Here is a 25321-nt window from a genome sequence, read left to right on the forward strand (position 1 = left end):
AATAATTACCCTGTTTATGTTGGTCTTGAAAAGAGTTTTCTCTGTTTTTTTTATTGTGTTGCGCGCGGTGGCGGGGCGCTGGGCGCATTGATTCCCCTGGCAGAACCCGTTCGGCGGGAAGAGGCTGGTGATGAGTCGTCGCCTGACAAAACAACCGCGTCCCCAAGCGTCAAGCGCCCGCGGGACAGAGCAAGCGCCCAATGCGCTGGGCTGTCTGGCCGAGGTGCTGGAGGAGCGCATCTTCCTGTCGGCGGATATCCTGGCGGCAGCGGCGCTGGCCCACGACGCGCAGACGGCGGATATCGACGCCGATCTGGCCGCGCAGGAGGCCGCCGACGCCGCCACGCTGCATCTGACCCCGGATCAGCCGCTGCTGCCCGCCGACGCCGCGCTGCGCATCGACGCGTCGACCACCTTGAACGGAACCGGCGCGGTGCAGGGCGCGGTGCTCAATGACGGCGTGGTCAGTCCGGGCAACTCGCCGGGCATCATCACCCAGGACGCCTACACCCAATCCAGCGGCGCGACGCTGCAGATCGAGATTGGCGGGCTCACCGCCGGTCCCGGCGTCGAAGTGGTCGACGACGGCTACGACCAGTTGCAGATCACCGGCGCGGCGGACCTGGCCGGTTCGCTGGAGATCACCCTGCTCAACGACTTTCTGCCCGAGGTGGGGCAGACATTCGACATTCTGACCTTTGGTTCGGTCAATGGCGCGTTTGAGGACGCCACCGGCCTGTTCGGCTTTGGCGACGGCTCGCTCTACTTCGACATCGAGCAGTATGACGACCGCCTCAGCCTGGAGGTCAAACAGGTCAACGGCGGCCTGCTGGGCATCGAGACCGATGACGCGGCGGCCAACACCGCGCTGGGCATGCAGTTCAACAGCGACTACTTCGCCAATACCCTGGCCGATCCCTTCAGCGGCGTGGCCACCTTCCACATCAGCGACTTCATCCATGTGCACGGGGCCTTCAATCTGGAGACCTCGTGGGAGACGGTGACGGCGCAGAACGGCAGCGGCGGCGATCTGTTCGGCTACGGCCCGGTGATTGAGGATCAACTCACCGCCGCCATCAAGATCGGCCTGTCCAACGCCGACGCCTTTATCGGCATCGGCGGCGACTACGTCACCGCCTGGGACGCCGACCCCCTCACCGACGCCGATGGCGACGGCGACCCCACCAACGACCACACCTTCAACTCTGAGGCGGTGGGGTTGTGGATGGAGGATCTCGACCTGGCCATGGTCGATTTCCTTTCGGTCAATCCGTTCCTGCCCGACTACTCTGCGCTCAAGGCCAGCGCATCCCACGCCGAGTTCGTCGGCGTCGATGGTCTGACTTTCGCTGGCGACGGCGTCACCATCGAGTACAACGAGGGCGAGACTTGGGCCTTCGGGCGCGGCATTCCGGCGGTGGATTTCCTCACCACCTATGGAACCGGCATGGAGATCAGCGCCGGGGCGGAGACCTTCCTGCTGGACTTCGACGGCGCCTACGTCAATCGCGTCAATGTGCAGAGCGGCGTGCTGGCGCTGTCGGATTACCTCTACGTGACCGGCGGCTTCGGCTTTGAAGAGGGGCCAATCACCAATTTCGACGTCAACACCGGCCTCTCCGCCGACGCAGTGGATATCGGTCACCCGCTGGTGACCGCCTGTGCGGACCTGATGGACTCTCTGGGCATTATGGACGATCCGCTGCGGATCGAAGATATGCCCATGGCCTCCATGAGCATCGGCATCAGCAATGGCTACGGCTTCTTCGGCTATGCGCCGGGGGATTTCCTCATCTCCGACGCCGATCTGCTGGCCGATGACCCCGACGCCGTGGCCACGTGGGATCTGGATGGCGACGGCAACGCCGCCAACGATTTCGAACTCAACCCCGACGCCGCCGGATTGGCGCTGACCGGCATCAACGGCGCCTACGCTTTCCTCGAGCCCATCGCCTCGCGCGCGCCCATCACCGGCGCGTTTCTGCCGTCGTTCTACGCCGCCAAACTGGATGTGGACGCCGCCGATCTGGTGGGGGTGGATGGGGTGGAATTCAGCGCCCAGGGGCTGTCGGTTGAGGTCAATAGCGGCGAGACCTGGCCATTCGGCTACGGCCCCGGCGCGGTGGATTTCGCCTCCTCATTCCTCAGCGAGGATCTTAACAACGACGGCCTGCTCACCACCGAGGACGTCAACGGCAACGGCGTGCTGGACGCCGGTGAGGATCTGGACAACGACGGCGTGCTGGACAGCGAAGATCGCGACAACGACGGCAAGCTGGATCCGGCCGGCTTTGAGGTGGTCGCGGGCGGGCAGTCGCTCTATCTGGACTTCGACGGCAACGAGCGCTTCGGCGTCTCGGTGGACAACGCTACGCTCACGGTGGGCGACTATCTGCACGTCTCCGGCGCGTTTGCGTTTGAGAAGGGGCCGACTTATCAGATCGACGCCGCCACCGGTCTGCCCGCCGCCATCGCCGACGGCTCGCACCCGCTCTCGGGGATGTACTCCGGGCTGCTGTCGGCCATGGGCATCACCGATGACCCCACCTGGATCGACAACATGGAGGTGGCGGCGCTGTCGGTGAGCGTGTCCGACGCCTACGGCTTCGCCGGAGTGGTGGAGGGGGATTACCACATCTCCGACGCCGATTTCGCCGCCCAGTATCCCGATCTGGCCCACACCTGGGACGCCGACGGCGATGGCGACGCCAGCAACGACTACGAGATCAACCCCAACGCCATGGGGCTGATGCTGGAGGGGATCGCCGGCGCCTATGTGTTGATGGAGCCGACTCTGGCGGCCAATCTGGGCTATGGCGCGCTGCTGCCCACCTTCTACGCCGCGCGCCTGGACGCCCAGCGCGTGGCCACTGTGGGCCTGGACGAGTTCGAGTTGGAGGCCAACAACATCGCGGTGAAGGTCAACAGCGGCTCCACCTGGCTGGGCGGGCTGGGGCCCCCGGCCATCGACTGGGCCGCCAGCTTCCCGGCGGAGACCACCGATGACGACGGCGACGGCAAGATCGACCCGGCGGGCTTTGAAGTCCCGGCCTCGGATCTGGCCACGCCGGTCTATATCGACTTTGACGGCAACGAGCGCTTTGGCGTCTATGTGGAGAGCGCGCGCCTGACCATCGCCGACTATCTGCACCTGTCCGGCTCGTTCGCCTTTGAGCGCGGCCCCACCTACATGGTCAACGCCGCCACCGGCCTGCCGTCGGACATCGCCGATGGCTCGCACCCGCTCTCCGGGGCCTACTCCGGCCTGCTGTCGGCGCTGGGCATCACCGACGATCCGTCCTACATCACCGGCACGGAAGCCGCCTCCATGACCATCGGCATGGCCAATGTGTATGGCTTTGCCGGGTATGCGCCGGGCGGTTACTTCCTCTGCGACGCCGATATTCTGGCCGCCGATCCCGACGCCGTCCTCACTGAGGACAGCGATGGTGACGGCAACGCCGCCAACGACTACGAGATCAACCCCGACGCCACCGGCTTTTCCATCAACGGCGTGACCGGCGGCGTGGTGATGATGGAGCCCACGGCGGCGGCGCTGCCCGGCTATGGCGGCCTGCTGCCCAACTTCTACGCCGCACTGCTCAATGTGGAGAGCGCCGGGTTGGTGGGCTTCGACGGTCTGACCCTGGACGCCACGGGCATCCAAGTGAAGCTCAACAGCGCCGATGCGTGGTTGGGCGGTTTGGGGCCTCCCGCCATCGACTGGGCCGCCAGCTTCCCGGCGGAGACCACGGACGACGACGGCGACGGCAAAATCGATCCGGTGGGCTTTGAGATCAACACCGGCGATCCGCTCAATCCGGTCTACATCGACTTCGACGGCAACGAGCGTTTTGGCGTCTATGTAGATCAGGGCATTCTGCAGATCAGCGACTACCTCACCGTGGTGGGCGGCTTCGCCTTCGAGCGCGGCCCCACTACGCAGGTGAACATCAAGACCGGCCTGCCCACCGACCTGGATTCGGTGGCGCCGGGCGGCTTTGTGGATCTGGCCAATAGCCTGGGAACCGGCCTGTCCGCTGACTACCAGACGATCACCGGCCTGGAGGTGGCGCTCACCACCGTGGGGGTCTCCAACGCCTACGGCTTCTTTGGTCAGGCCGAGGGGGGCTACTTCCTCAGCGATGCGGCGCTGCTGGCCGCCGACCCCGGCGCGGCGCTCACCGAGGACACCGACGGCGACGGCGACGCGACTAACGACTACGAGATCAACCCCAACGCCATCGGCTTCCAGTTCACCGACATCGACCTGGGGCTGGCGCTGCTGGACCCCACGCAAGCCATCGCCATTGCGCCGTCGCTGTTCGCCGGTAAGGCGCAGGTCAGCTCCGCCGGGCTGGTGGGCATCGACGGCGTCACCGCGCAGGCGTTCGATCTGACGCTGAATCTCAACGGCGGCTCAGCGTGGTTCGCCAGTCCGCCGGGGATGGATCCGTTCATCCCGGCGGTGGATTTCGCTTCCAGCTTTGCCGCCGAGACCGATACGGACAGCGACGGCGACGGCAAGATCGACCCGGCGGGGCTGGAGATCGCCACCGGCGGCGATCCCCTCTATCTGGACTTCGACGACCGCATCGTGCAGGCCAAGACCGCCTGGGCGGAGCTGGAGATTGGCGGCGCGCTGGGACTCTATGGCGCGGCGGCGTTCACCTGGGGCGCCACCGAGACGGTTAACCTGACCAATGGCGGAACCCGCACAGTTACGACCCTCTCGGTAGGGATCTCCAACGCCTACGGCTTCATGGGCTATGACGGTCCCTACAAAGCCGATACCGACGGCGACCACGACATCGACGCCGACGATGCGGTCAACGGCGCGGCGGTGGGGCTGTCGGTGGAGAACGTCACCGGCGGCTTCGTGCTGATGAAGTCCACCGAACTGCTCAACCCCGGCGCCTTCGCGGCGGGCAAATTGAGCGTTGATTATATGGGTTTGGTGGGGGTGGATGGCGTCACCGCCAACGCCCAGGCCATGGATCTGCAATTCAACCTTGGCCTGGGGTTGGCGGAGGGCGTGGCGGCGGTGGACTTCACCCAGATGGAAGGCGGCGCCTTCCTGGTGGAGACCGGCGATCCCGACGCGCTCATCTCCCTGGATTTCTCCGAGCTGTACCTGAAAGCCTCCGGCGTGGTGGAGATGGGGCTGGCGGTGGCGGGCGAAGAGCTGTATGGCCTGAGCGGCGCCATGGAGTTCGAACTGGCGGGCGATGCGCTACAGGTCTACGCCGACGCCGAACTCACCATCGGTCTGGGCGACGCCACCCTGTTCACCCTGGACGCCACCGGCCTGGTGCTGCTGGAGGAGAACGGCTTTGCCCTGAAGCTGGACGCCGGACTCGCCGCCGACGGACTGGACGCCCTGGGCCTCTCCCTAAGCGCCGACTTCCTGATTCAGGCCAACACCCTGATGCGGGATATCGTCTACGATCTGCCGGATGAATTTCCCGACGTGGACGGCCTGCGCAGCATCACCATCAGCGCTGCGCCGCCCATCGACGGCGCGTTTGCGCAGCCCTACTTCCTCGCCGACGCCCAGGGCAGCCTGGAGGTGGTGGGGGCGTTCGAACTGGTGGGGGCGTTCAAATTCCTCTTCTCGGCCCAGGTCACCGAACTGCACATCGCCGCTTCGCTGCCGCAGTTCGAGGCGCTGCTGCTGCGCGCCTCCATCACCGCCACCGCGCAGCTCTACGCCTTTGACCCCAATCCGGGGCTGGCCATCGATGCGGCGGTGGCCACCGAGTTCATGGCGGGCTCCTCCTGGGGCATCGGCGGGGTGTTCGACCTCAACGCCGATCTGCGCCTGCAGATGAACACCCGCTCGGTCACCACCATGGGCATCGCCGCCAACCTCTACCGGGTGGACCTGTCCAACCTGGAGGTGAGCCTGCTGGGCGTGCTGGATATGCAGGGTTCGGCCTACGTCGAAGTCAGCAGCGGCGTGCTGCGCATCCAGGTGGTGGAGCTCACCGCCGACTTCTTCGGCGTGGCCTCCATGTCGGTCTCCGGCTTCTTCAACTCCCTGGGCGATTTCGCCCTCAATCTCTCCGGCGGGCTGGAGATCGGCACCTCGTCGTTCGGCGTATGGGGCGGCGGCGAGCTGTCCATCTCCTACGTCAACCAGGTGCTGGACATCCACGGCTCCATGGGCGCCGGGGCCAAGCTGTTCGGCATCAGCCTGAACCTGCCATCGCTCAATTTCGACTACAACAGCGGCTCGGGCGATCTGTCCATCAGCATCACCGTGAAGATCGACCTGGGGCTGTTCGAGATCAGCAAAACGGTGGGCTTCACCATCGGCAACTTCAAGATCCCCACCGTCTATCTGGCGGGCAGCGTCGACAATCCCACCAGCTTCAGCGGCGGCGAGTTGCACCTGAACATGGGCGATCGGGCGGGGTCGCGCAACTTCGCCGAAAACGATACGGTGGAGCACTTCTCCATCATCCACATGGACACCGACGCCTACGGCAATCCGGTCGCCAGCGTGGCGGGCAATGAGACCGTGCTGGTGATCGGCATGGGGCGGCGGCAGATCTTCTCCGGGGTCTCCAAAATCGTCGCCGATGGCGGCACGGATTTCGACTACATCGAGACCGTGGGCGTGCTCTCGGATGTGGATCTGTTCGGCGGCGTGGACGAAGACGCGCCCTGGAGCGGGGCCTATCTGATCCACGGCGGCAGCGGCGCGGGCCGTCTGGAGGGGGGCGAGGGCAACGACCTGCTGGTGGGCGGCTCCGGCGACGATACCTTCATCTTCCAGGACAACTTCGGCACTGACGAATTCCGCGACGCGGGCGGGGCCAACACCCTGGACTTCTCCGCCGTCTCCATGGGCTTAAGCGGCGAAATCAGCGCCGAGCGCGCGCAGTTGACCGGCTACTATGAACAAGAGGTGGAGGGCAGCGAGGTTCCCGACTACATCCTCACCGGCCTCAACGTCACCGACGCCCTGGCCGACGCCAACGGCGGCGCGGCCAACACCATCAAGCTGGGCGCGGGCAGCGACAGCGTCACCGTCACCGCCGACAGCAATGATGTGACCATCACCGACGCGGGCGGCGACTGGGACGTGGTGCATCTGCAACTGGACGCCGCCAGCCACGACCTGCTGTTTAACGGCAACCACATCACCAACGGCGCCCAGGGCATCGACTTCGACGCCGGGTTGGAGCGCTTTGGCGTCATTGACTACGGCGCCGACATCACCCTGCGCAGCGCGAGCGCCAATCTGGACATGGGCGATGTGGGGCTGTGGATCAGCGGTCAGTCCATCGACCTGCAAACCGATATCACCGGCCCCCACATCGTGCTGGAGAGCCGCGACACCCTCATCATCGACCAGCAGTTGCACGCCAAGAATAACGGCTACATCGACGTGCGCGCGGTGGGCGACGGCGCCGATATCGATCTGCGCGTAGCGCCGGTAATTTCGGCGGGTACAGCGGTGACTGGCGACGGCGCGGGCTGGATGCGCTTTGTCGCCCCTGACGGCGACATTCTGCGCACCCCGGGGCTCACCTTCCAGGGCGCGGGCAGCCATCTGATTCTCAAAGCCAAAGGCTTCGCCAGCTCGGCCATCGACCCGCTGCTCACCGACGTGGCTGCGCTCACCCTCAATGTGGCCCCCGGCGGCGCGGGCGAGATCTTCCTGCAGGAGGCCGACAGCCTCACCCTGACCTCGCTTGACTATGGCCTGCAGGAGATTCCGCAGGAGGTGGTTCCCGGGGTGGAGCCGCCGCCGCCGCAGTATGAACACGTGCACGACAACCCCGGTCTGTTCATCCCCAGCGTGGGCCACGCCTGGGCCGACGCCATGAACTGGGTGACGACGGCGGGTTCCGAGTGGGTGGCCAGCGTGCAGGATGGCGATGACGCCTATGCCCTCTCGGCCAGCGGCGCGGTGAGCATCACCCTCACCAGCCGCGATGCGCAGCTCACCCTGGAGTCCGGCGCCATCGAAACCACCTCGGCTTCGGCGGGGGTGACCTTCATCGCCGACGAGATCGATTTTGTCTCCGGCGAGGATCAGGTGCGCGGCGCGGGGGTGCTGACCATCCGCAGCTATACCGACCTGTACAACTACCGCATCGGCTCGGCGGGCGAGCAATGGGGCGGCGATGACCGCAGCTTCCTCACCGCCGACGAGGATATCAACACCAACGGCGTGCTGGATGACGGCGAAGATCTCAATGGCGACGGGGTGCTCAACTCCAGCAGCCTGGACCTCTCCATGGTGGATCTGGCGGCGCTGCAGGATGGCTTTACCCGCATCGAGATCGGCCATCAGTTTGCCGGTTCCGACATGTTCATTGGCGACGCCGAGGACGCCCTTGTGGTCAAAGGCTCTCAGGCCGAGCGCGTGGTCAACGCCGCCATTCGCGATGAGATGGTCTTCACCACCGAGGATCTCACCATCGTCGGCGACGTGCAGGCCCCGGGCGGCCATCTCACCTTCAACGTCGATGGCAACTTGACGCTGCAGTCGAAGAATCTGCACGACCCCGAAGGGCTGCCCGACGCCGGGGTCAGCGGGACCGATTTGACCTTCAACGTGGCCGAACAGATTCTCGTCGGCGGCTGGATCGAGGGCGAGAACGCGGTGGTGATCAACATCACCGGCACCACCGGCCTGGGCAATATCATCGACCACGATGACGGCCTCAACAGCCTCACCACTGACCTGGGCAGCCGCATCGAAATCACCGGCGCGGGCGGGGTGCTGGACATCAACGCCAGCCAGAGCGTGAAGATCGCCGGATCGGTGATCGCCTCCGGCGCGGGCGGGTTGGCGGACGTGTATGGCGCCACCGGCCTGAGCCTGCTGGAGGGGGGCATCCTCTCCGCCTCCGCTGACGGCGCTACGGTGGATGCGCGCTCGGGGACCTATCTGCACACCGAGGGCGGCAGCGCTGTGATGGCGGGGGTGGCGTTCGACAACAGCAGCGGCGCGCCGGTGGCGCAGATCATCGGCGCCGACGCCAGCGTGAGCCTCTCGGCTGCGCGCGATGTGTGGATTGCCGGCAGCGTGACCAGCAGCGGCGCGCTCTCCATTGAGGGCGGGGCCAAATTCCATACCCATCTGGACTACTTCCAGGCCCTGGACGCCGACCATCCGCTGGTTGGCCACTCCGGCTTCGGCCTGATGGTCACCGGGACCATCACCGCGTTGCAGGACAACGCCACCCTGACCCTGGCCTCCGCCGATGACCTGATCTTCCGCGGCAACGTCAACGTCACCGGCGCGAACGGCAATCTGGTGTTGGACTCCGATAGCTGGATCTATTACGAGGGCGCCGCCGACGTCAATGGCGATATCAGCGTGGCTGCGCGCGGGGCCAATAGCGACGGCGTGAGCTTCTACCTGCACGAAGCGGCGCTGTTCAACACCAATCAGGCGGGCTCCAGCATCACGGTGAGCGGCGCCGAAGATATTGAACTCTATGGCTCGTTTGTGGCCGGGGGGAGCATCGGCGCGGGAGGCGTCAGCTTCGCCGGAGCCGACTCCACGGTGAGCGTCACGGCGGGTGAGCAACTGCTGCTCACTGCCGGGGTGATGGCCAGCGGCGTGGTGGATCTGCACGGCGGAACCGCCGGGGCCGATGACAATGGCTTGGGCTTGATCATCGCCACATCCGGCGGCGTTACCGTCTCCGGCCACACCACGGCGGGTAGCGGCGCGCAAGCCACAGTGCGTTCGGATTCCGGCCTGCAGATGATGGGGCGGGTGATCGCCGGGGCCAATGTGGAGCAGATCCGCGATGGCGACGGCAATCTGCTCAGCGAGAATTTCACTTGGTCCGCCGAGTCGGCCACGGCGCGCATCGAGGCCGCCGGGCAGGCGATGATCGGCGGGACCACGACCGATAGCAATAACGACCCGGTGGTGGTGGGCGGAAGCGTCATCGCCAATCAGCAAGTGGAGATCGTCGGCGGGAGCAGCGATGACGGCTATGGGGTGATCGTGCAGGGGGCCAGCGCGGTCTCGGCGCACAACGCCGCAGCGCACATTCTCATTGACGCGACCGACGGCGCCGACATCCAGGGCATGATCGCCTCCGGCGGCGATGTGGTCGCCATTCGCGACGCGGCGGGCGGCTATCTGGGGCGGGAGTTCCAGAATCTGGGCGGGGCCTCGACCCTGCGCATCGAGGCCGACCGTCAGGTGCGCCTGGGCACCTATGTGCAGGCCGGGCAAACCATCGACGTGGTGGGCGGCGCCGATCCCAATGACGACACGGTCTCGGGCATTCGCCTGCTGGGCTCGGCGCAATTGTCCACTTGGATGGACGACGCCAGCATCAACCTCAACGCCTCCGGCGCGGTGGAGATTCTGGCCCCGGGTCATGTCAACGAGATCGCCAGCGCCCAATGGGCGGTGAGCAATAGCGGTCAGCTCAACAGCGACGTGACCCTGCAACTGAGCATCGACCGGGTGGACTTCCAGGTGGCGGGCAGCGTGACCATCAGCGCCGCGAGCGCCGCCGACAACGCCACTCTCAACGATCTGCTGGCCGACATCCAGAGCGCCCTGGCCGACGCCAGCTTCAGCGTGGTCAGCTCCAACAACGCCGACCACGCGGTGGGCTCGGTCTACCAGATGGACGCGGGCAACCCCGACGTGGAGATGGCTCTGCGCGACGGGCGCATCCTGTTCACCTCGCCCTATGCGATCGGTCTGGGCGCGGGGTCGACTGGGGCGGAACAACTGGGTCTGAGTCAACTGGCCAGCGGCGACGCCGCCTCCGAACGGGTCTACGCCCTGCAAGCGGCGCAGAGCGGTGCGGTGATCAACATCGGCGCGCCGGACGGCCCCAACGGCAAGCTCTACATCGGCGGCAAGGTGCAGGCCTACAGCGCCATCAACCTCTACTCCGGTCAATCCGCCGACGGCGTGGATATCGACCTGGACTGGACCGGCTCGCTGGAGACGGTGGCGGGCTCCATTGCGCTCAACGCCGGGGTGGTGGGTGAGATCAAGGGCGATCTCTACGCGGGCGGCGACGGCTCCGACGTGATTCTGCACTCGGACCAGAGTTTGACCCTGCGCGGCTCGGTGACGGCGGCGGACCAGATCCTGATTAGCGGCGGAACCAACGTCACTGCGGACGAAGTGAGCGTCACCACCGAGAGCACCAGCCGTCTGAATACGCTTTCGGCCAGCGGCGAGATTCACGTTACCGGCGTCAATGACGTGGTGATCAACAGCGCCATCGGTCCCGATAGCGCCGGGTTGGCCCTCATCGAACTGGGCTCGACCAGCGGAACTCTCACCGTGACCCAGGAGTCGGGCTGGATTCAGACCGACGCGGCGATCCGCTTTACCGGCCTGGACGTGGATATCGCCGGGGTGGTGAAGTCCAGCGGCGCCACCGCCGACCCGGATGATTTTGAAGTGAGCATCGCAGTCTCCGGCGTTGCCGAGCTGCACGGCGACTTCGAACTGGCCGGGTCGATGTCCGTGCATGCGGACAACAAAGTCCTCATCTACAACACCGACATCGCCGCCATGGCAACGGGCGCGCGACTGCTGGTCACCAGCGCCAACGATATTCAGTTGGGCCAAATCGCTGCGGGCGCCGGGGACCAGGGCCAGGACATCCAGCAGGGCGCCACCCTACGCGCCGAGGCGGGCGTCACCCTTACCGCTGCCGATTTGGTGGAGATCCAGTCCGGCGCCCGGGTGATGAGCGCGGGCGTGGATTCGGTGGCGCAGATCAACGCCGCCAATCTGAACCTCATCGGCGGGATCTATGCGGGCGCCGATGTGGACGCCAATGACGCCCTGGTGTGGAGTGGAAGCGGCGCGGTGGCCGACGTCAATATCCGCGAATCGGTGGTGTTGGGCGGCCAAAACGTGGATGAAACCGGTGCGGCGGTTACCCGCGGCGGTCTGCTCAAGGGCCTGAGCGGCGTGGATCTGGATATCGCCGATGGCGTGGCGACCACGGCGCTGGCCATGAACAGTCTGTCGGCCATCGAGGCGGGCAGTGATATCGCCATCGACGCCGACCGCAATATTCAGATTCAGGGCCGCATTCAAGCGTTGGACGCCGATTCCACCGCCCGGGTGAGCAGCGACAAGATGATTCTGGTCAACGGTGTGGTCAGCGCCGAGGGCGCGCTCACCGTGGAGGCGGGAAGCGTGGCTTCCGGCGCATCGCTGGTGGTCTCCTCCCTGGTGTGGGGGACCGATGACCAGGGCGCGGCGGTCCTCACCAGCGGCGGCGTGCTGGATTCCGGCGCAGGTGGTCAGATTACCGTCAGCGCTGATGGCGACATGGTGATCGGCGGCGTGGTGGGGCAGTTGGACGTGGTCGATGGCGTCTCCGTCACCGACACCGCCGCCGTGACTGTGACGGCCACGGGCGAGATCACCGTGGGCGGCGGCGTGTATGCCGAAGCCAGCGCGCGCTTGCAGGCGCTGGACGTCAACATTCTGCCCGGCGGCGTGGTCAAGAGCTTTGCCGCCGATTCGTCGGTGACCTTACGCGCCGACAATGCGATCTATCTGGCCGCCGAGGGCGGCGGGCTGGAGGCGGGGACCGCCGAGGCGGGGTCGCTGCTGCATCTGGCGGCGACCACGGTGCAGGTGGACGGCCATCTACTCAACCACGACGCCGCGGGCGGCCAAATTATCCTCAATGCCGCCACCCTGGTCGCCGTCACCGGGCAGGTGGATGGCGCGGCGGACATTCTGGCGCGCAGCGGCGTGGACCTGACCTGGAGCGAGGCGGTTCTCACCGGCGAGCTGGCGGTGGCGGAGCTGAATACGACGGGCGACATCTGGGTGCAGTCCGCCGGGCAACTCAACGCCGCCGGGGCCATCACCTTAACGGCGGGTGATCAGGTCTCCATCTCCGCCGCCCCGGCGCTGGGCGACGGGACCATCGCCCTGGCCAAACCGGTGGTGGTGATGCAGCCGGTCACGGTGGAGATCGTCACCGGCTACCAGGAGGTGGAGAACGGCTACATCGAGATCCCCGAGATCCAGTGGGTCACCACCGAGGTGACCGAAGAGGTGGGGCAGGTGTCGGTGAAGACCGGCAACATCGCCCACTTCATGAGCATCACCCTGACCCAGGATGGCTACTACAACCCCAACGCCGCCACCGAGGCGGACAAATTCCGCGAGTACTTCGTGGAGGGGGTGGACTATCACAACAGCGCCATCAACTGGAGCGGGACCACCGCGCCGGTGAGCAGCGCCAGCTTTGGCGAACTCAACGACCAGCAGCGCGACGTGCTGTTGGCGCAGTTGGGCTACATGCCGGTGTTCGATCTGAGCTACGCCAACGCCATCGAACGCACCACCGAATACGGCATCGTTTCGGAAACCGGTTGGAGCGATTGGGACAATCAATGGAATACAGCGGTTGGCGGCGGCCAGTCGGCAGTGATCAATATTCAGACCAGCAACTGGGCGGATAAGTATCTGCGCGTGCCCAATGGCGTGCAGAGCGAATTGCTGGATGTGCTCAACGTGGTCTCCACCGGCGCGCCGGTGACTTGGCAGGAGAGCGTGGGGCAGTGGCGCGAACACGCCGACGTCAATTACATTCAGGACCGCTCCTACTACACCTCCAAGGCCATTGTCTCCAGCGGCTACGAGGCGCTGCCCAACCCTGGCGAGTCCAGCAACCCCACCAAGACCACCTACTCCATCGACTACGACGTCAGCGGGGTGATGCCCACCAATGGCGCGCAGGAGTACTCCCCGGGGCGCTGGCGGGTGGACTACATCGGCGGCAGCGGCGAGCGCGAATACTCCATTAACGATGGCCGTGATGCGGGCTCCGGCGCCTCGGTGCGGTACAACGAGAATCCGCTGTTCACCACCGGCGCCTACGCCCTGGAAAGCGGCAACGGCGCCGAGAGCGACATACTGGGCGCGCGGGTGAACGCCCAAAGCGGCTTCGTCTCATCTACTGCGTTGCTCAGCGGCCAGTCCACCATCGCCACCCACAGCAATATTCTGGTGGGGCAGGAGCTGCACTACAGCTATGACGATCGCACCATCGCCGTCTATAAAGGCAACCCGGCCAATACTGCGGAGGGGCTGACGCTTAAGGAGGCGCACGATCAGGCGCTCAGTCTGGGCGGCAAGCTGGCCGAGCCCATGACGCAGGCGCAGCACGATAAGATCGTATCGTTGATAGCGGAGATCCCGGAACTGACGGGAACCAGTAACGCTGACGCCTGGGGGTTGACCTGGATCGGTGTTTACGATGGCGCTTATAACGAAGAGTGGCATCATGAATACATGGTGGGGACCGATGGCGTCGTCAATAACTTTATCTGGGCGTCGGACCCGCATACCGTATCGCCGCAGAAGGGGGATGACGTCTATGACAGCGTGGTGTGGGCGAATTGGGCCACAGGCGAACCGACTCATATAACCGGCGGAATCGGCGAGCATGGCGTAGTCATTGGCGGTAGCGGCACTGGAATTTTGGCCAACAAATGGAATGACTTCTGGGCCGGACATGATTCAGGCGGCTATGCGGTGCAGTGGGATCCGCGTTGGAACGGCTCCTATCAGAACATCTACGAAACCCAATACGACTACAACTACGACTGGACCTCGGTGTGGCGCGACATCGCCGATACGCGCCTGACCCTCACTTACGACTGGAGCGGCAACACCGAAGCCATCTGGGGAACCCAGCCGGTCTACGAGACCCGCGAAGTGGAGACCGAGGTGGTCACCAGCCAGCAGGTGACCCAGTGGATCACCGCGCCCATCACCGCGGAGCAGACTTCGCTGCAGGCGGTGCGCCAGTACAGCAATGATCCGCCCAGTACGTTTGCCGAATTCGATAGCGAATCCCTTATCGCGGGCGGCGCGGTCGCCATTCAGAGCGGCGGCGACGCCGATTTCAGCGCGCTGATCGACGTCGGCGCCCTCAGCGTGAATGCGGGCGGCGCCATCACCCAGCAGGGGTTGGGGGTGGCCAGCGACCCCAGCGCCATCGCCGCGATCTCCACCATTACGGCGGACTCGGCGGTCAGCTTCAGCGCCGTGGGCGCCATCACCATCGCCGATTCGGCCGCTATCACGGTTGATGATGGCGGCGTCGGCTCCACCAGCGCCATTACCCTCACTGCGGGCGGCGATCTGAGCGTGGCCGGGGCGCTCTCCAGCCTGAAGAGCATCGATCTGGACGCAGGCGGCGCGCTGGCGCTGGATGGCGCCATCCACACCGGACAGAGCCTCACTGTGGACGCCGTGGGCGCGGTCACCGGCAACCTGACCGGCGACCTGCAAGTCGCCGATGCGGGCGGAACCCTGACTATCAACGGCGCTTCCATCACCCTGAGCCAGAGTTATCTGCAGGCCGAGAGCCTCACCCTGCACAGTGCGGGCGATATGGGGCTGGATCAGGTCAATATGACCGGGACCACCATTGCGCTCACCAGTGATGCCGGAGCCATCGATCACGCCTTGGGTCAAATCAGCGCTGATACGCTCACCGCGCGGGCGGTGAGCGGCGTGAGCGCCAATCTGGCGGGCGGCGGCGTGGACGCCGAAACCAGCGGCGCGGGCGATATCACCATTACCAGCACGGCGGATCTGATCCTGACCAACGCGGTCACCGCCGACGGCGTCATCAGCGTGGACGTGGTGGGCCAGTTGAGCGTGACCAACGCCCAATCCCTTGGCGGATCCGACGCCAGCGGCGTGGGGCTCACCACCCATGGCGGCGACATTCTGTATGATACGGTCTCCGTGGCCGGGCTGGGCGATCTGACCCTGGACGCCGACGGCGCCATTGTCGCCAGCGGCGACGGCGCCTTGAGCGCCGACCACATCACCGTGCGCGCCAACACCGCCCTGACCCTCACCACCCACGCCAGCGCCCTGACCCTGGCTTCGCGGGTGGCGGGGGATGTGTCGGTGAGCAACAGCGGCGGCGGAACCCTCACCGTGCATCAGGCCGATGTGCGTGAAGGCGCCTTCAGCCTGACCCACGACGGCGATGTGGCGCTGGAGGCGGTCACCCTGTTCACCAGCCGCGACGATCTGGATGTGATGGTCACTGCCGCCGGGGCCATCAGCGTGGGCCGCGTGCAGGCGGGGATCTTCTCCACCGATGCGGGCGAGACGCGCACGCTCTCGGCGGAAAGCGACATCAGCCTGACCGCAGGCGGCGCCATCAGCGCTGTCGATGACGCCGAGCCCGACCTCATCGGTGATGGGCTCACCCTCACCGCAGACGGAGCCATCGGCGGCCTGCACACGGCGGTCAACGCCTGGATCTCGATTACAGCGGCCAGCGGCGATATCCAATTGAGCGATCTGGACGGCTACGGCGAGGCGCGCCCCGGTGTGACGGCAGCGCATGTTGCCGCTGATGCCGGGTCGGTGACCTTGCAGTCCGATGGCTACATGGAGGTGCTGCAGGTCACGGCGGGCGGGGTCGACAGCGCGCTGTCGCTCACCACCACCAGCGGCAACCTGACGGTGAAGGATCTGGTGGGCGGCGACGCCCTGGCGTTTGGCACCGATCTGCATCTGAGCGCAGGCGATAATCTCTCCGTGGAGGAGAGCTATCAGGCCACCGGAACCCTGGAGTTGCGCGCGGCCAACGCCATGCATCTGAGCGTGCCCGACGGCCAGACCCTGAATCTGACCGCCGACACCCTGATTCTGGAGACCGGCGAATCCCTCAAAGTGGATGGGACGCTCAGCGCGGCCTCCCTGATGAGCCTCACCTCCGACGCCAATGTCTACGTCAACGGCGTGGTGCAGGGGGTGGGCGGCGCGCCTATCGAGCAGCTGGAGATCACCGCTCGCGGCGGTCGCGCCGTCTCCACCGCCGCCTATGATCCGGTTTCCGCCATGCGCATCTATACCGATGGCGGCGGACAGAGCATCTACCACAACGAATCCACCGGCCTCTACTACACCGAGTCGGGGGGAACGTATAGCCAAACGGCGGTGAATCCGGCGGATTTGACCGCGCGCTTTGACGCCATCCCCACCGGCAAAATCGTCATGGACGTGCAGGCGTTGGATGCGGCCCAGGTCGAACTGCGCGCGGCCCTTTCCATGGACTTCACCGCCAGCGGCGATGCGCAGATCTCCGGCTTCCTTGGCGGGCTCACTGACGGCGCGGGGGTGGAGCAGATGTCCCTGCGCGCGGGCGGCGCGTTGAACTTTGTTGAGGCTACCCTGGAGGCGGGGACGCAGTTGAGCCTGCAGGGCGCATCGGTGCAAGGCGATCGCCTCTCCTCCCTGAGCGCGGGCAATATCGACATCACGGCGGTCAGCGGCATTGACCTGCTGACTCAGGCCGCCACCCTCAGCGCCGAAAACACGGGGGCGGGCGATATCGCCATTGAGAACGTTGGCGCCCTGACGGTGAGCGAAATGACCGCCTGGAACGGTTCGGCCTTCGCCTACGCCAATGGCGGCGATCTCACCGTGTGGCTGGCGCAGTCCCTCACCGATGCGGCGGGCAACGACGTCACCCTGCAGACCACGGACACGCTCTATCTGGACTACGTCGCCGCCGGGGCCAATGCCGGGCGGGTGGTGCTCAATGCGCTGGGCTCCGCCGCCGAGATCGCCTCGGCCATCGACCTGAACGCCGATGTGACCGCTTATGAAGTGAGTCTGCGGGTCAATAATCCGGTGAGTTTCAGCGCCAGCGAGGCGCTGGAGGTGCAATCCACCACGGCGGTGGAGCAGCTTACTCTGGGCGTGCCCACTGGGCAGGTGATCGGAGATCTGACCCTGATTCTGCCGCTGTGGGAGGGCGACATCACCGTGGATGTCACCGGAACCCTCACCATTAGCGAACTGAGCATGCAGGCGGGCGCCACCCTGACCCTGCTGGCGGGCGGCGATCTGATTCTGGGCTCCGACATCGTGCTGGACGCCGACGGCGGCGACATCCAGTTGCAGGCGGGCGGCGCGCTCACGCTAAACAGCAACACCATCTATGCGGCGGATCTGGACCTGAGCGGCGCCACGGTGACCCCGCTCAACACCAGCGTCGATACCTTGAGCCTGAGCCTCACCGGCGCAGGCGATGCGGTGGTCACCGAAGAGGACGATATCACCATCACCTCCGGCTCCACCGCCAATGGCGCGTTCAGCCTCACGGCGGGCGGCGACATCAGCGTGGAGAGCATCGTCTCCCACACCGATAGCGACGCCAACGACATCACCCTCACCGCCACTGAGGGCGCCATCAGCGCCACGACCCTCAACGCCGGGACGCAGGGCGATATCGCTCTGACCGCTAGCGGCGGCGTGGCGGCTTCCGCCATCACCGGCGATGTGGCGACTCTCCAGGCGGGCGGCGCGGTGAGCCTCACCGGCGATGTGAATACGCTCTCCGTCACCCAGAGCGCGGCGGGGGCGATCACACTGAGCGACAGCGACGAGGTCACCATCGACGCCATCGCCAATGGGTTTGCGGGGGCGGTGAGCATCACCGCCGCCACCGGCCTCACCGTGCAGAACAGCGGCGCGGGCGCGGCCATCGACGTGCAGGACGCCGTCACCCTGGCGGTGGACGGCGAGGCGGATCTGGTGGTGAACAGCGCCATCGCCAGCAGTGGCGGCGTGGTGAGCCTGAGCGCGGGGGGCAATGTGCAGTTCGGCGCAGGGGGCTCTATCGCCGCCAATGCCGACGTCACCTTGCGCGCGGATTCCAACGCCAATGACGCCGGTGGCCTGAACATGGCCGACGGCGCGCTGGTCAACAGCGGCGCGGGCAAAATCGCCATCACCACGGCGGCGGATATCACTCTGGGCGGGTTGAGCAGCGCCAATAGCGACGCCGACGCCATCACCATTACCAGCCACAGCGGCGCGATTCTGGACAGCGGCGACGCCCACACCGACATCGATGCGGCGGGGGGCGTGATTCTGCGCACCGCTACCGGCGTGGGGTCTGATGGCAACGCCATTGACGCCGTCATCGGCGGTGGGCTGGGTCTGATCAATAGCGGTGTGGGCGCGGTCAATCTGAGCAATAGCGGTGATCTGAACATCACGCGGGCCATTCAGCAGAGCGCCGGGCAATCCGTCACGCTGACCAGCGCGGGCAATATGACCCTCAGCGCCGACGGCGCTGGCGTCGCTGTGCTGGGCGCTGGCGATCTGACCCTGCTGGCCTCCGGCGCCGGGGCGCTGCTCACGGCGGATACGGCGATCAGCGCCGAGTCTGGCGCGGTGACCCTCACCGCCGACGCCATGGCGCTGAATGCGGCGGTGAGCGGTTCCGGCGCGCTCACCATTCAGTCCGAGGCCACCGATCGCAGCATCGGCCTCGGCGACGGCGCGGCGGGCGATCTGAACCTGACCCAGACGGAGTTGGATCTGCTGACCAACGGCTTCGCCTCGCTCACCTTTGGCCGCGCCGACAGCGCGCACCTGATCACCATCGGCCAGAGTGGCGGCGCGGTGACGCTGCGGGATTCCACCACGCTGCGCGCTTCCGCCACCGGCGGTCACATCACGCAAAACGCTGATTTGAGCCTCATCGACGGCGCCGGGCTCACCGTGCAGGGCTCCGGGGCCACCTACGATCTGGCGGCGGATATCAGCGCTGCGGGCGCGGTGGAGATTAGCGACAAGATTCACCTGAGCGGCGCGCGGGCCATCAGCGCAGGCGGAGCGCTCACCCTGAGCAACGCTGGGCTCGACCTGCTCACAGGCGATGGCGTGGGCGAGGCCGATAGTCTGACTCTGACCGCCAGCGGCGCGCTCTCTCTGACCGGGGCCACCGCCGATAGCGTGGATGCCCTCACGGTGCTGGGAGCGACCTCGGTGAGCGTGGCCGACGCGGTGAGCCTCAGCGGCGCGTTGACGCTGCAGAACGTGAGCGGCGCCACCGCCTTCGCCAGCGCGGTGAGTGTGGGCTCGGTGAGCGGGAGTCAACTGGGCGCGGTGAACTTTGACGCCGGTTTGACCGCCGCACAAGGGGTGAGTTTGGATAATCTGGGCGATCTGTCCGTGACCGGCGCGTTGGGCGTCGGCGGCGCCCTGAGTCTGACCACCGGCGGCGCGCTTTCGGTGACCGGCGCGACCACCCTGGGCGCGGGCTCGATTTTCAGTGCGGGCGACGTCACCCTGGGGTCGACCCTGACGGTGACCAATGACTTGACCGTGAATGACTCAGGCGCGATTGATGTCACCGGCGCGGCCAGCGTGGGCGGTGCGTTTGGCCTCTCCAACATCAGCGGCGCCATGAGCTTCGCCGACGCCCTGAGCGCGGGCGGCTTGAGCATCAGCACCGCCCAGGCCATTGGCGTGAGCGGCGCAACGACCCTGGGCGCGGGCTCCCTGACCAGCGTGGGCGACATCACCCTGGGTTCAACCCTCACGGTGACCAATGACCTGACCGTGGACGGCTCTGGCGCGATTAATGTCACCGGCGCCGCCAGCTTGGGCGGTGCGTTTGGCCTCTCCAACATCATCGGCGCGATGAACTTCAGTGACGCCCTGAGCGCGGGCGGATTGAGCATCACCACGGCCCAGGCAATCGGCGTAAGCGGCGCCATGACCTTGGGCGCGGGCTCCATTGCCAGTGTGGGCGATATCACCCTGGGTTCAACCCTCACGGTGACCAACGATTTGATCGTTGATTCCACTCAGGCCATCGACGTCACCGGCGCGGCCAGCGTGGGCGGGGCGTTTGGCCTCTCCAACATCAATGGAGCGATGAGCTTTGCCGACGCTCTGAGCGCGGGTGGATTGAGCATCAGCACAGCCCAGGCTATTGGCGTGAGCGGCGCCGTGACCCTGGGCGCGGGCTCCCTGACCAGCGTGGGCGACATCACCCTGGGCTCGACGCTCGCGGTGACCAATGACCTGACTGTGGACGGCTCTGGCGCGATTGATGTCACCGGCGCGGCCAGCGTGGGCGGGGCGTTTGGCCTCTCCAACATCAATGGAGCGATGAGCTTTGCCGACGCCCTGAGCGCGGGCGGCTTGAGCATCAGCACAGCCCAGGCTATTGGCGTGAGCAGCGCCATGACCCTGGGCGCGGGCTCCATTGCCAGCGTCGGCGACATCACCCTGGGCTCGACGCTCACGGTGACCAATGACCTGACTGTGGACGGCTCTGGCGCGATTGATGTCACCGGCGCCGCCAGCGTGGGCGGTGCGTTTGGCCTCTCCAACATCAGCGGCGCCATGAGCTTTGCCGACGCCCTGAGCGCGGGCGGCTTGAGCATCAGCACGGCCCAGGCAATCGGCGTAAGCGGCGCCATGACCTTGGGCGCGGGCTCCATTGCCAGTGTGGGCGATATCACCCTGGGTTCAACCCTCACGGTGACCAACGATTTGATCGTTGATTCCACTCAGGCCATCGACGTCACCGGCGCGGCCAGCGTGGGCGGTGCGTTTGGTCTAAGCAACATCAGCGGCGCCATGCGATTCGCCGACGCTCTGAGCGCGGGCGGTTTGAGCATCGATACAGCCCAAGCCATTGGCGTGAGCGGCGCAACGACCTTGGGCGCGGGCTCCATTGCCAGCGTGGGCGACGTCACCCTGGGCTCGACTCTGTTGGTGAACAACGACCTGACCGTCACGGACACCGGAGCCATCGCCATCACCGACGCCGCCAGCGTGGGTGGGTTGTTCAGCATGATCAATGTGGAGGGCTCAATGCGTCTCTCCGGCGCGGTGGACGCGGCTCGATTCGCCGTGGCCAATGCTCAGAGCGTGACGCTGGGCTCCCACCTCACTGTAGGGAACGCACGGATCAGCAGCGTATCCGATCTCACCGTGGGTGGCGATGTGGCCGCCAGTCAGGATGTGTCCATCAGCGGCGCCGGCGTCGTCGGCTTCTCTGGCGGCGTGCAGGTGGGCGGCGCACTGAACCTGAATCAGTTGAGCGGCGCGTTGACCCTGTCGCAGACGGTGGCGGCGAGTGAACTCACCATCGCGCAGGCGCAGGCGGTGACCTTGGATGGCGCGCTGACCTTGGGTGCGGCCAGCTTGAGCGATCTGGCCTCTTTGGATGCAGCGCAAACCCTGACCACGGCTGGAAATCTCACCCTGGAGCGTATCCAAACGGCGGCGTTCCAGAACGGTTTCGTCAGCGGCGGCGACGCCTCCCTCAGACAGGTGGGCGCGTTGCAAACGCACAATAGCGTGAGCGTGGCCGGGGCGCTGCAAGTGAGCGGCGGCCAGCAGGCGGACTGGCATGGCGACGTGGTGATCACCGGCGCGGACCGGACGCTGCCCAGCACGGCGCGGGTCTCGGTGCAGGCGGCGCAGAGCGTCCAATTCCACGCCGGTTTGGCGGTGAGCGCAGGGGATATCCATCTGCAATCGGATTCCATCAATCTGCTGGGCGGGGCAGGCAGCCTGCAGGCCAGCGCGGGCGTCACCTTCAGCGCCCATAACGCGCAGACCAATCTGAGCGTCGGCGATGTGGGCGCGGTTGCGGGCGGCGATCTGCACATCGCTCAAGCGGACCTGGACGCCCTGGGCGCGGGCGTGAAACAGCTCACCCTGACCACCGCCAACGCGGCGCAATCCCATGTGGAGCTGGGCGCCAGCCATCTGCATCACGTCACCCGCATCTTCGGCGGCGGCGCCCATGTGGGCGCGACGGTTCTGGTGGGCGGGGATCTGTTGATGCAGACCCAGGATAATCTGGTGGTGGATGGCGCGTTGCAATCGGCGCCGGGCGCGGCGGCCAATTTCCGTTTGCAAACGCTGGGCGGTGGTTCGGTGAACCTCAATGGCGCGGTGCAGAGCCAGCAGGGCGCGACCCACATCGCCAGCCAACAGAGGGTGGAGATCCATAACGCGCTGGACGCCCGCGATGGCCTCTTCATTCAGGCGGCGGGCGGCATTCTGGTGGATGGCGCCGTGGCCAGCGCGGGCGCAGTGGAGATGGCGGCGCAGGGCGCGGTCAATATCATCGGCGCAGTGGAGAGCGGCGGTGACGCCGCCCTGACCAGCGGCGCCGGGATGCAGATTAGCGGCATGCTCCGTGCGGGCGGCGACGCCAGCGTTACGGCGGGCGCGGCCATGGCCATCAGCGGCGAGGCGGCGACGCAGGGGGCGCTCACGTTGCGCGCCGGTGATGCCGCAACGCTGTCGGGGGTGGTCAAAGCAGGCGCCAACGCCACGCTGACCATTGGCGCGGAATTGGCCCAATCGGGAACGCTGACCAGCGGCGGCGACGCCGTGATGAATGTGAAGGGCGGCTATACCGATAGTGGCGTGACCACGATTGGCGGCGCGCTGAACGCCAAAATCGGCGGCGATGTCGCTACCTCCGGAACGTTGAGTGTAGGCGGCGCGGCGTCGCTTTCCACTCTGGGCGCTTGGAGCCACAGTGGTCAGGCCGCCTTTGACGGCGCCACCGCCAGTGTACAGGCGGGCGGCGCGGTGAGCGTGACGGGCGCCATGGCGGTGAGCGGCGCGCTGGATCTTGCGGCAGGCGGCGCGCTGAACGTGAATGCGGCGTTGAGCGTCGGCGCTGATGCCGCGATTTCGACGCAACAAGCGTTCGCCATGAGCAGCGCGGTGAGCGTGGGCGGCGGTTTGACTCTGCATGCGGCCAGCGCCAGCTTCGCCAACGCGCTTTCTGTGAGCGGCGATGCCGACTTCACCATCAGCGGCGACTGGAGCCACAGCAGCCAGATGCAGATCAGCGGCGCCATGACCGCCAACGTCGCCGGCAACTGGAGCGACAGCGGCAGCCTCAGCGTGAGCGGGGCCATGACCAGCGATGTGGGCGGTGACCTGAGCCATGCAGGCGCGCTGAGTGTGGGCGGCGATTTGGCGCTTACGGTGGGCGGCGGCGCGGACCTGAGCGGCTCCATCAGCGTGGGTGGATCCACTCTGTTCAACGTCGGCGTGAACGCAGTGAGCAGCGCGCGCAGCATCGCCGGAGCCAACGGCCTGACCCTGACCGGCAGCATCGATAGCGTCGGCGATGCGCAGATCAATGTGACGGGGAGTCTGGCCATGAGCGGCGACTCCAGCGTCGCCATCAGCGGACAAGGGAACGTCGCCATGGTGGTGGGCGGCGATGCCGACCTGACCCACATCACGGCGGCCAACACGCTCACTCTGAGCGCGGGCGGCGCCATCCAGGCGGCGGCCAGCGGCGCGTTTAACCACCTGGAAGCCGCCACTCTGACTCTGAGCGCGGGGGCGGGCATTGGCGTTTCAGCGGACGCCCCCATCGCCATCAACGCCGCCGATCTCTCATTGACCAATGTGGGGAGCGGGCAGATCCATCTGCTGGAGCAGGATGATGTGACCCTCACCTTCCTGCATGTGGATGTGGGTTCAGCGGCGCTGCGCAATCTGGCGGACACTTTCGATCTGAAGGCGGGCGGAACGATCACCGCCGCAGGCAACGTGGCGGTGCGCCATGGCGGCCAGATCGTGCTGGATCATGCGGTGGCCTCCAGCACCCATACAGGCGGCTATCTGCCGGTGTTTGGCGGCTCCAGCCTCGGTAGTCTGGCTGGCTCCAGCAACACGGGCGGGACCACTGCTGGCAATACCGCGACCGGCGCGGCTGCGACGGGTGGAACAACCAACACTCTCAGCGGCCTGACCCCCACCGGGACGCTGTCTGGCTCTGGTGCGGACAGCGGTGGCGCGGGCGGTGGGCTCAACCCGCTGAATCCGGGCGGCGCGGCCAGCGGCGGGCAGTCGCTGTCACAACTCTCCGGCGCGCTGTCGCCGTTCCTTGGCGGCGCGGCTGCTGGCGGCGATGCGGGCATCGGAACGCTGGGCGGCGCTGTGGGTGGGACTCAGAACGGCGACCTGGGCGGTGGCGCAACAGGAATCAATAGCTTAACGGGCGGCGTCCTGGGAACCGGGAGCAGCGGTTTGCTCGGCGGTCAGACCCAGAGTGGCGACGCCACCACCAGCGGCGGTGTCGTTGCGGCGGGTGAAACGACGGCCAGCGACGCTGGCGCAGGAGCGGATGCGGGCTCGGGTTCGCGCGCGGCGCAATGGGCTGGCGCGCCCAGCGGCGGCGATGCGGGCGGCGGGCAGAGCGCAAACACCGCTTCCGGTGGCGCGCAGCCAGCGGCCTCTGGCGAAGCCGCTGCGGGCAGGCAGAGCAGCGGCGGTCAGAGTGATGCGGGAACGCAGCCCAACACCGCCCAGGAGCGCTTGACCCGGCAGGTGATCAACACCGTCTCCACGCTGTTCTCCGAAGGCTACGCCAACATGACCCTGGATGAGGCGTTCAGCCGCTATCAGGAGATCAACGGCGGTGATGAGGGGCTGAGTAAAGAGGCGTTCCTGACGATTCTGGTCAACCTGGGGTTGGATGCGGGCTTGGCGGAGTAGAGCCGC

1 protein-coding gene is annotated in these 25321 nt (G+C 66.3%); it reads left to right on the forward strand.

All coding sequences use genetic code 11. From position 1 onward, the window contains the following. Positions 1–130: 130 nt before the first annotated feature. The gene (locus tag MAIT1_RS10360) at positions 131–25315 is read left to right on the forward strand and encodes a hypothetical protein (protein ID WP_085442208.1); all 25185 of its coding nucleotides are present in this window, start codon (positions 131–133) and stop codon (positions 25313–25315) included. Positions 25316–25321 lie beyond the last annotated feature (6 nt).

The organism is Magnetofaba australis IT-1, from assembly GCF_002109495.1.
Lineage (GTDB): Bacteria > Pseudomonadota > Magnetococcia > Magnetococcales > Magnetococcaceae > Magnetofaba > Magnetofaba australis.

Excerpts from the sequence above, each read along its gene's own strand:
- MAIT1_RS10360 (WP_085442208.1), top strand. The coding sequence starts at position 131 with ATGAGTCGTCGCCTGACAAAACAACCGCGTCCCCAAGCGTCAAGCGCC.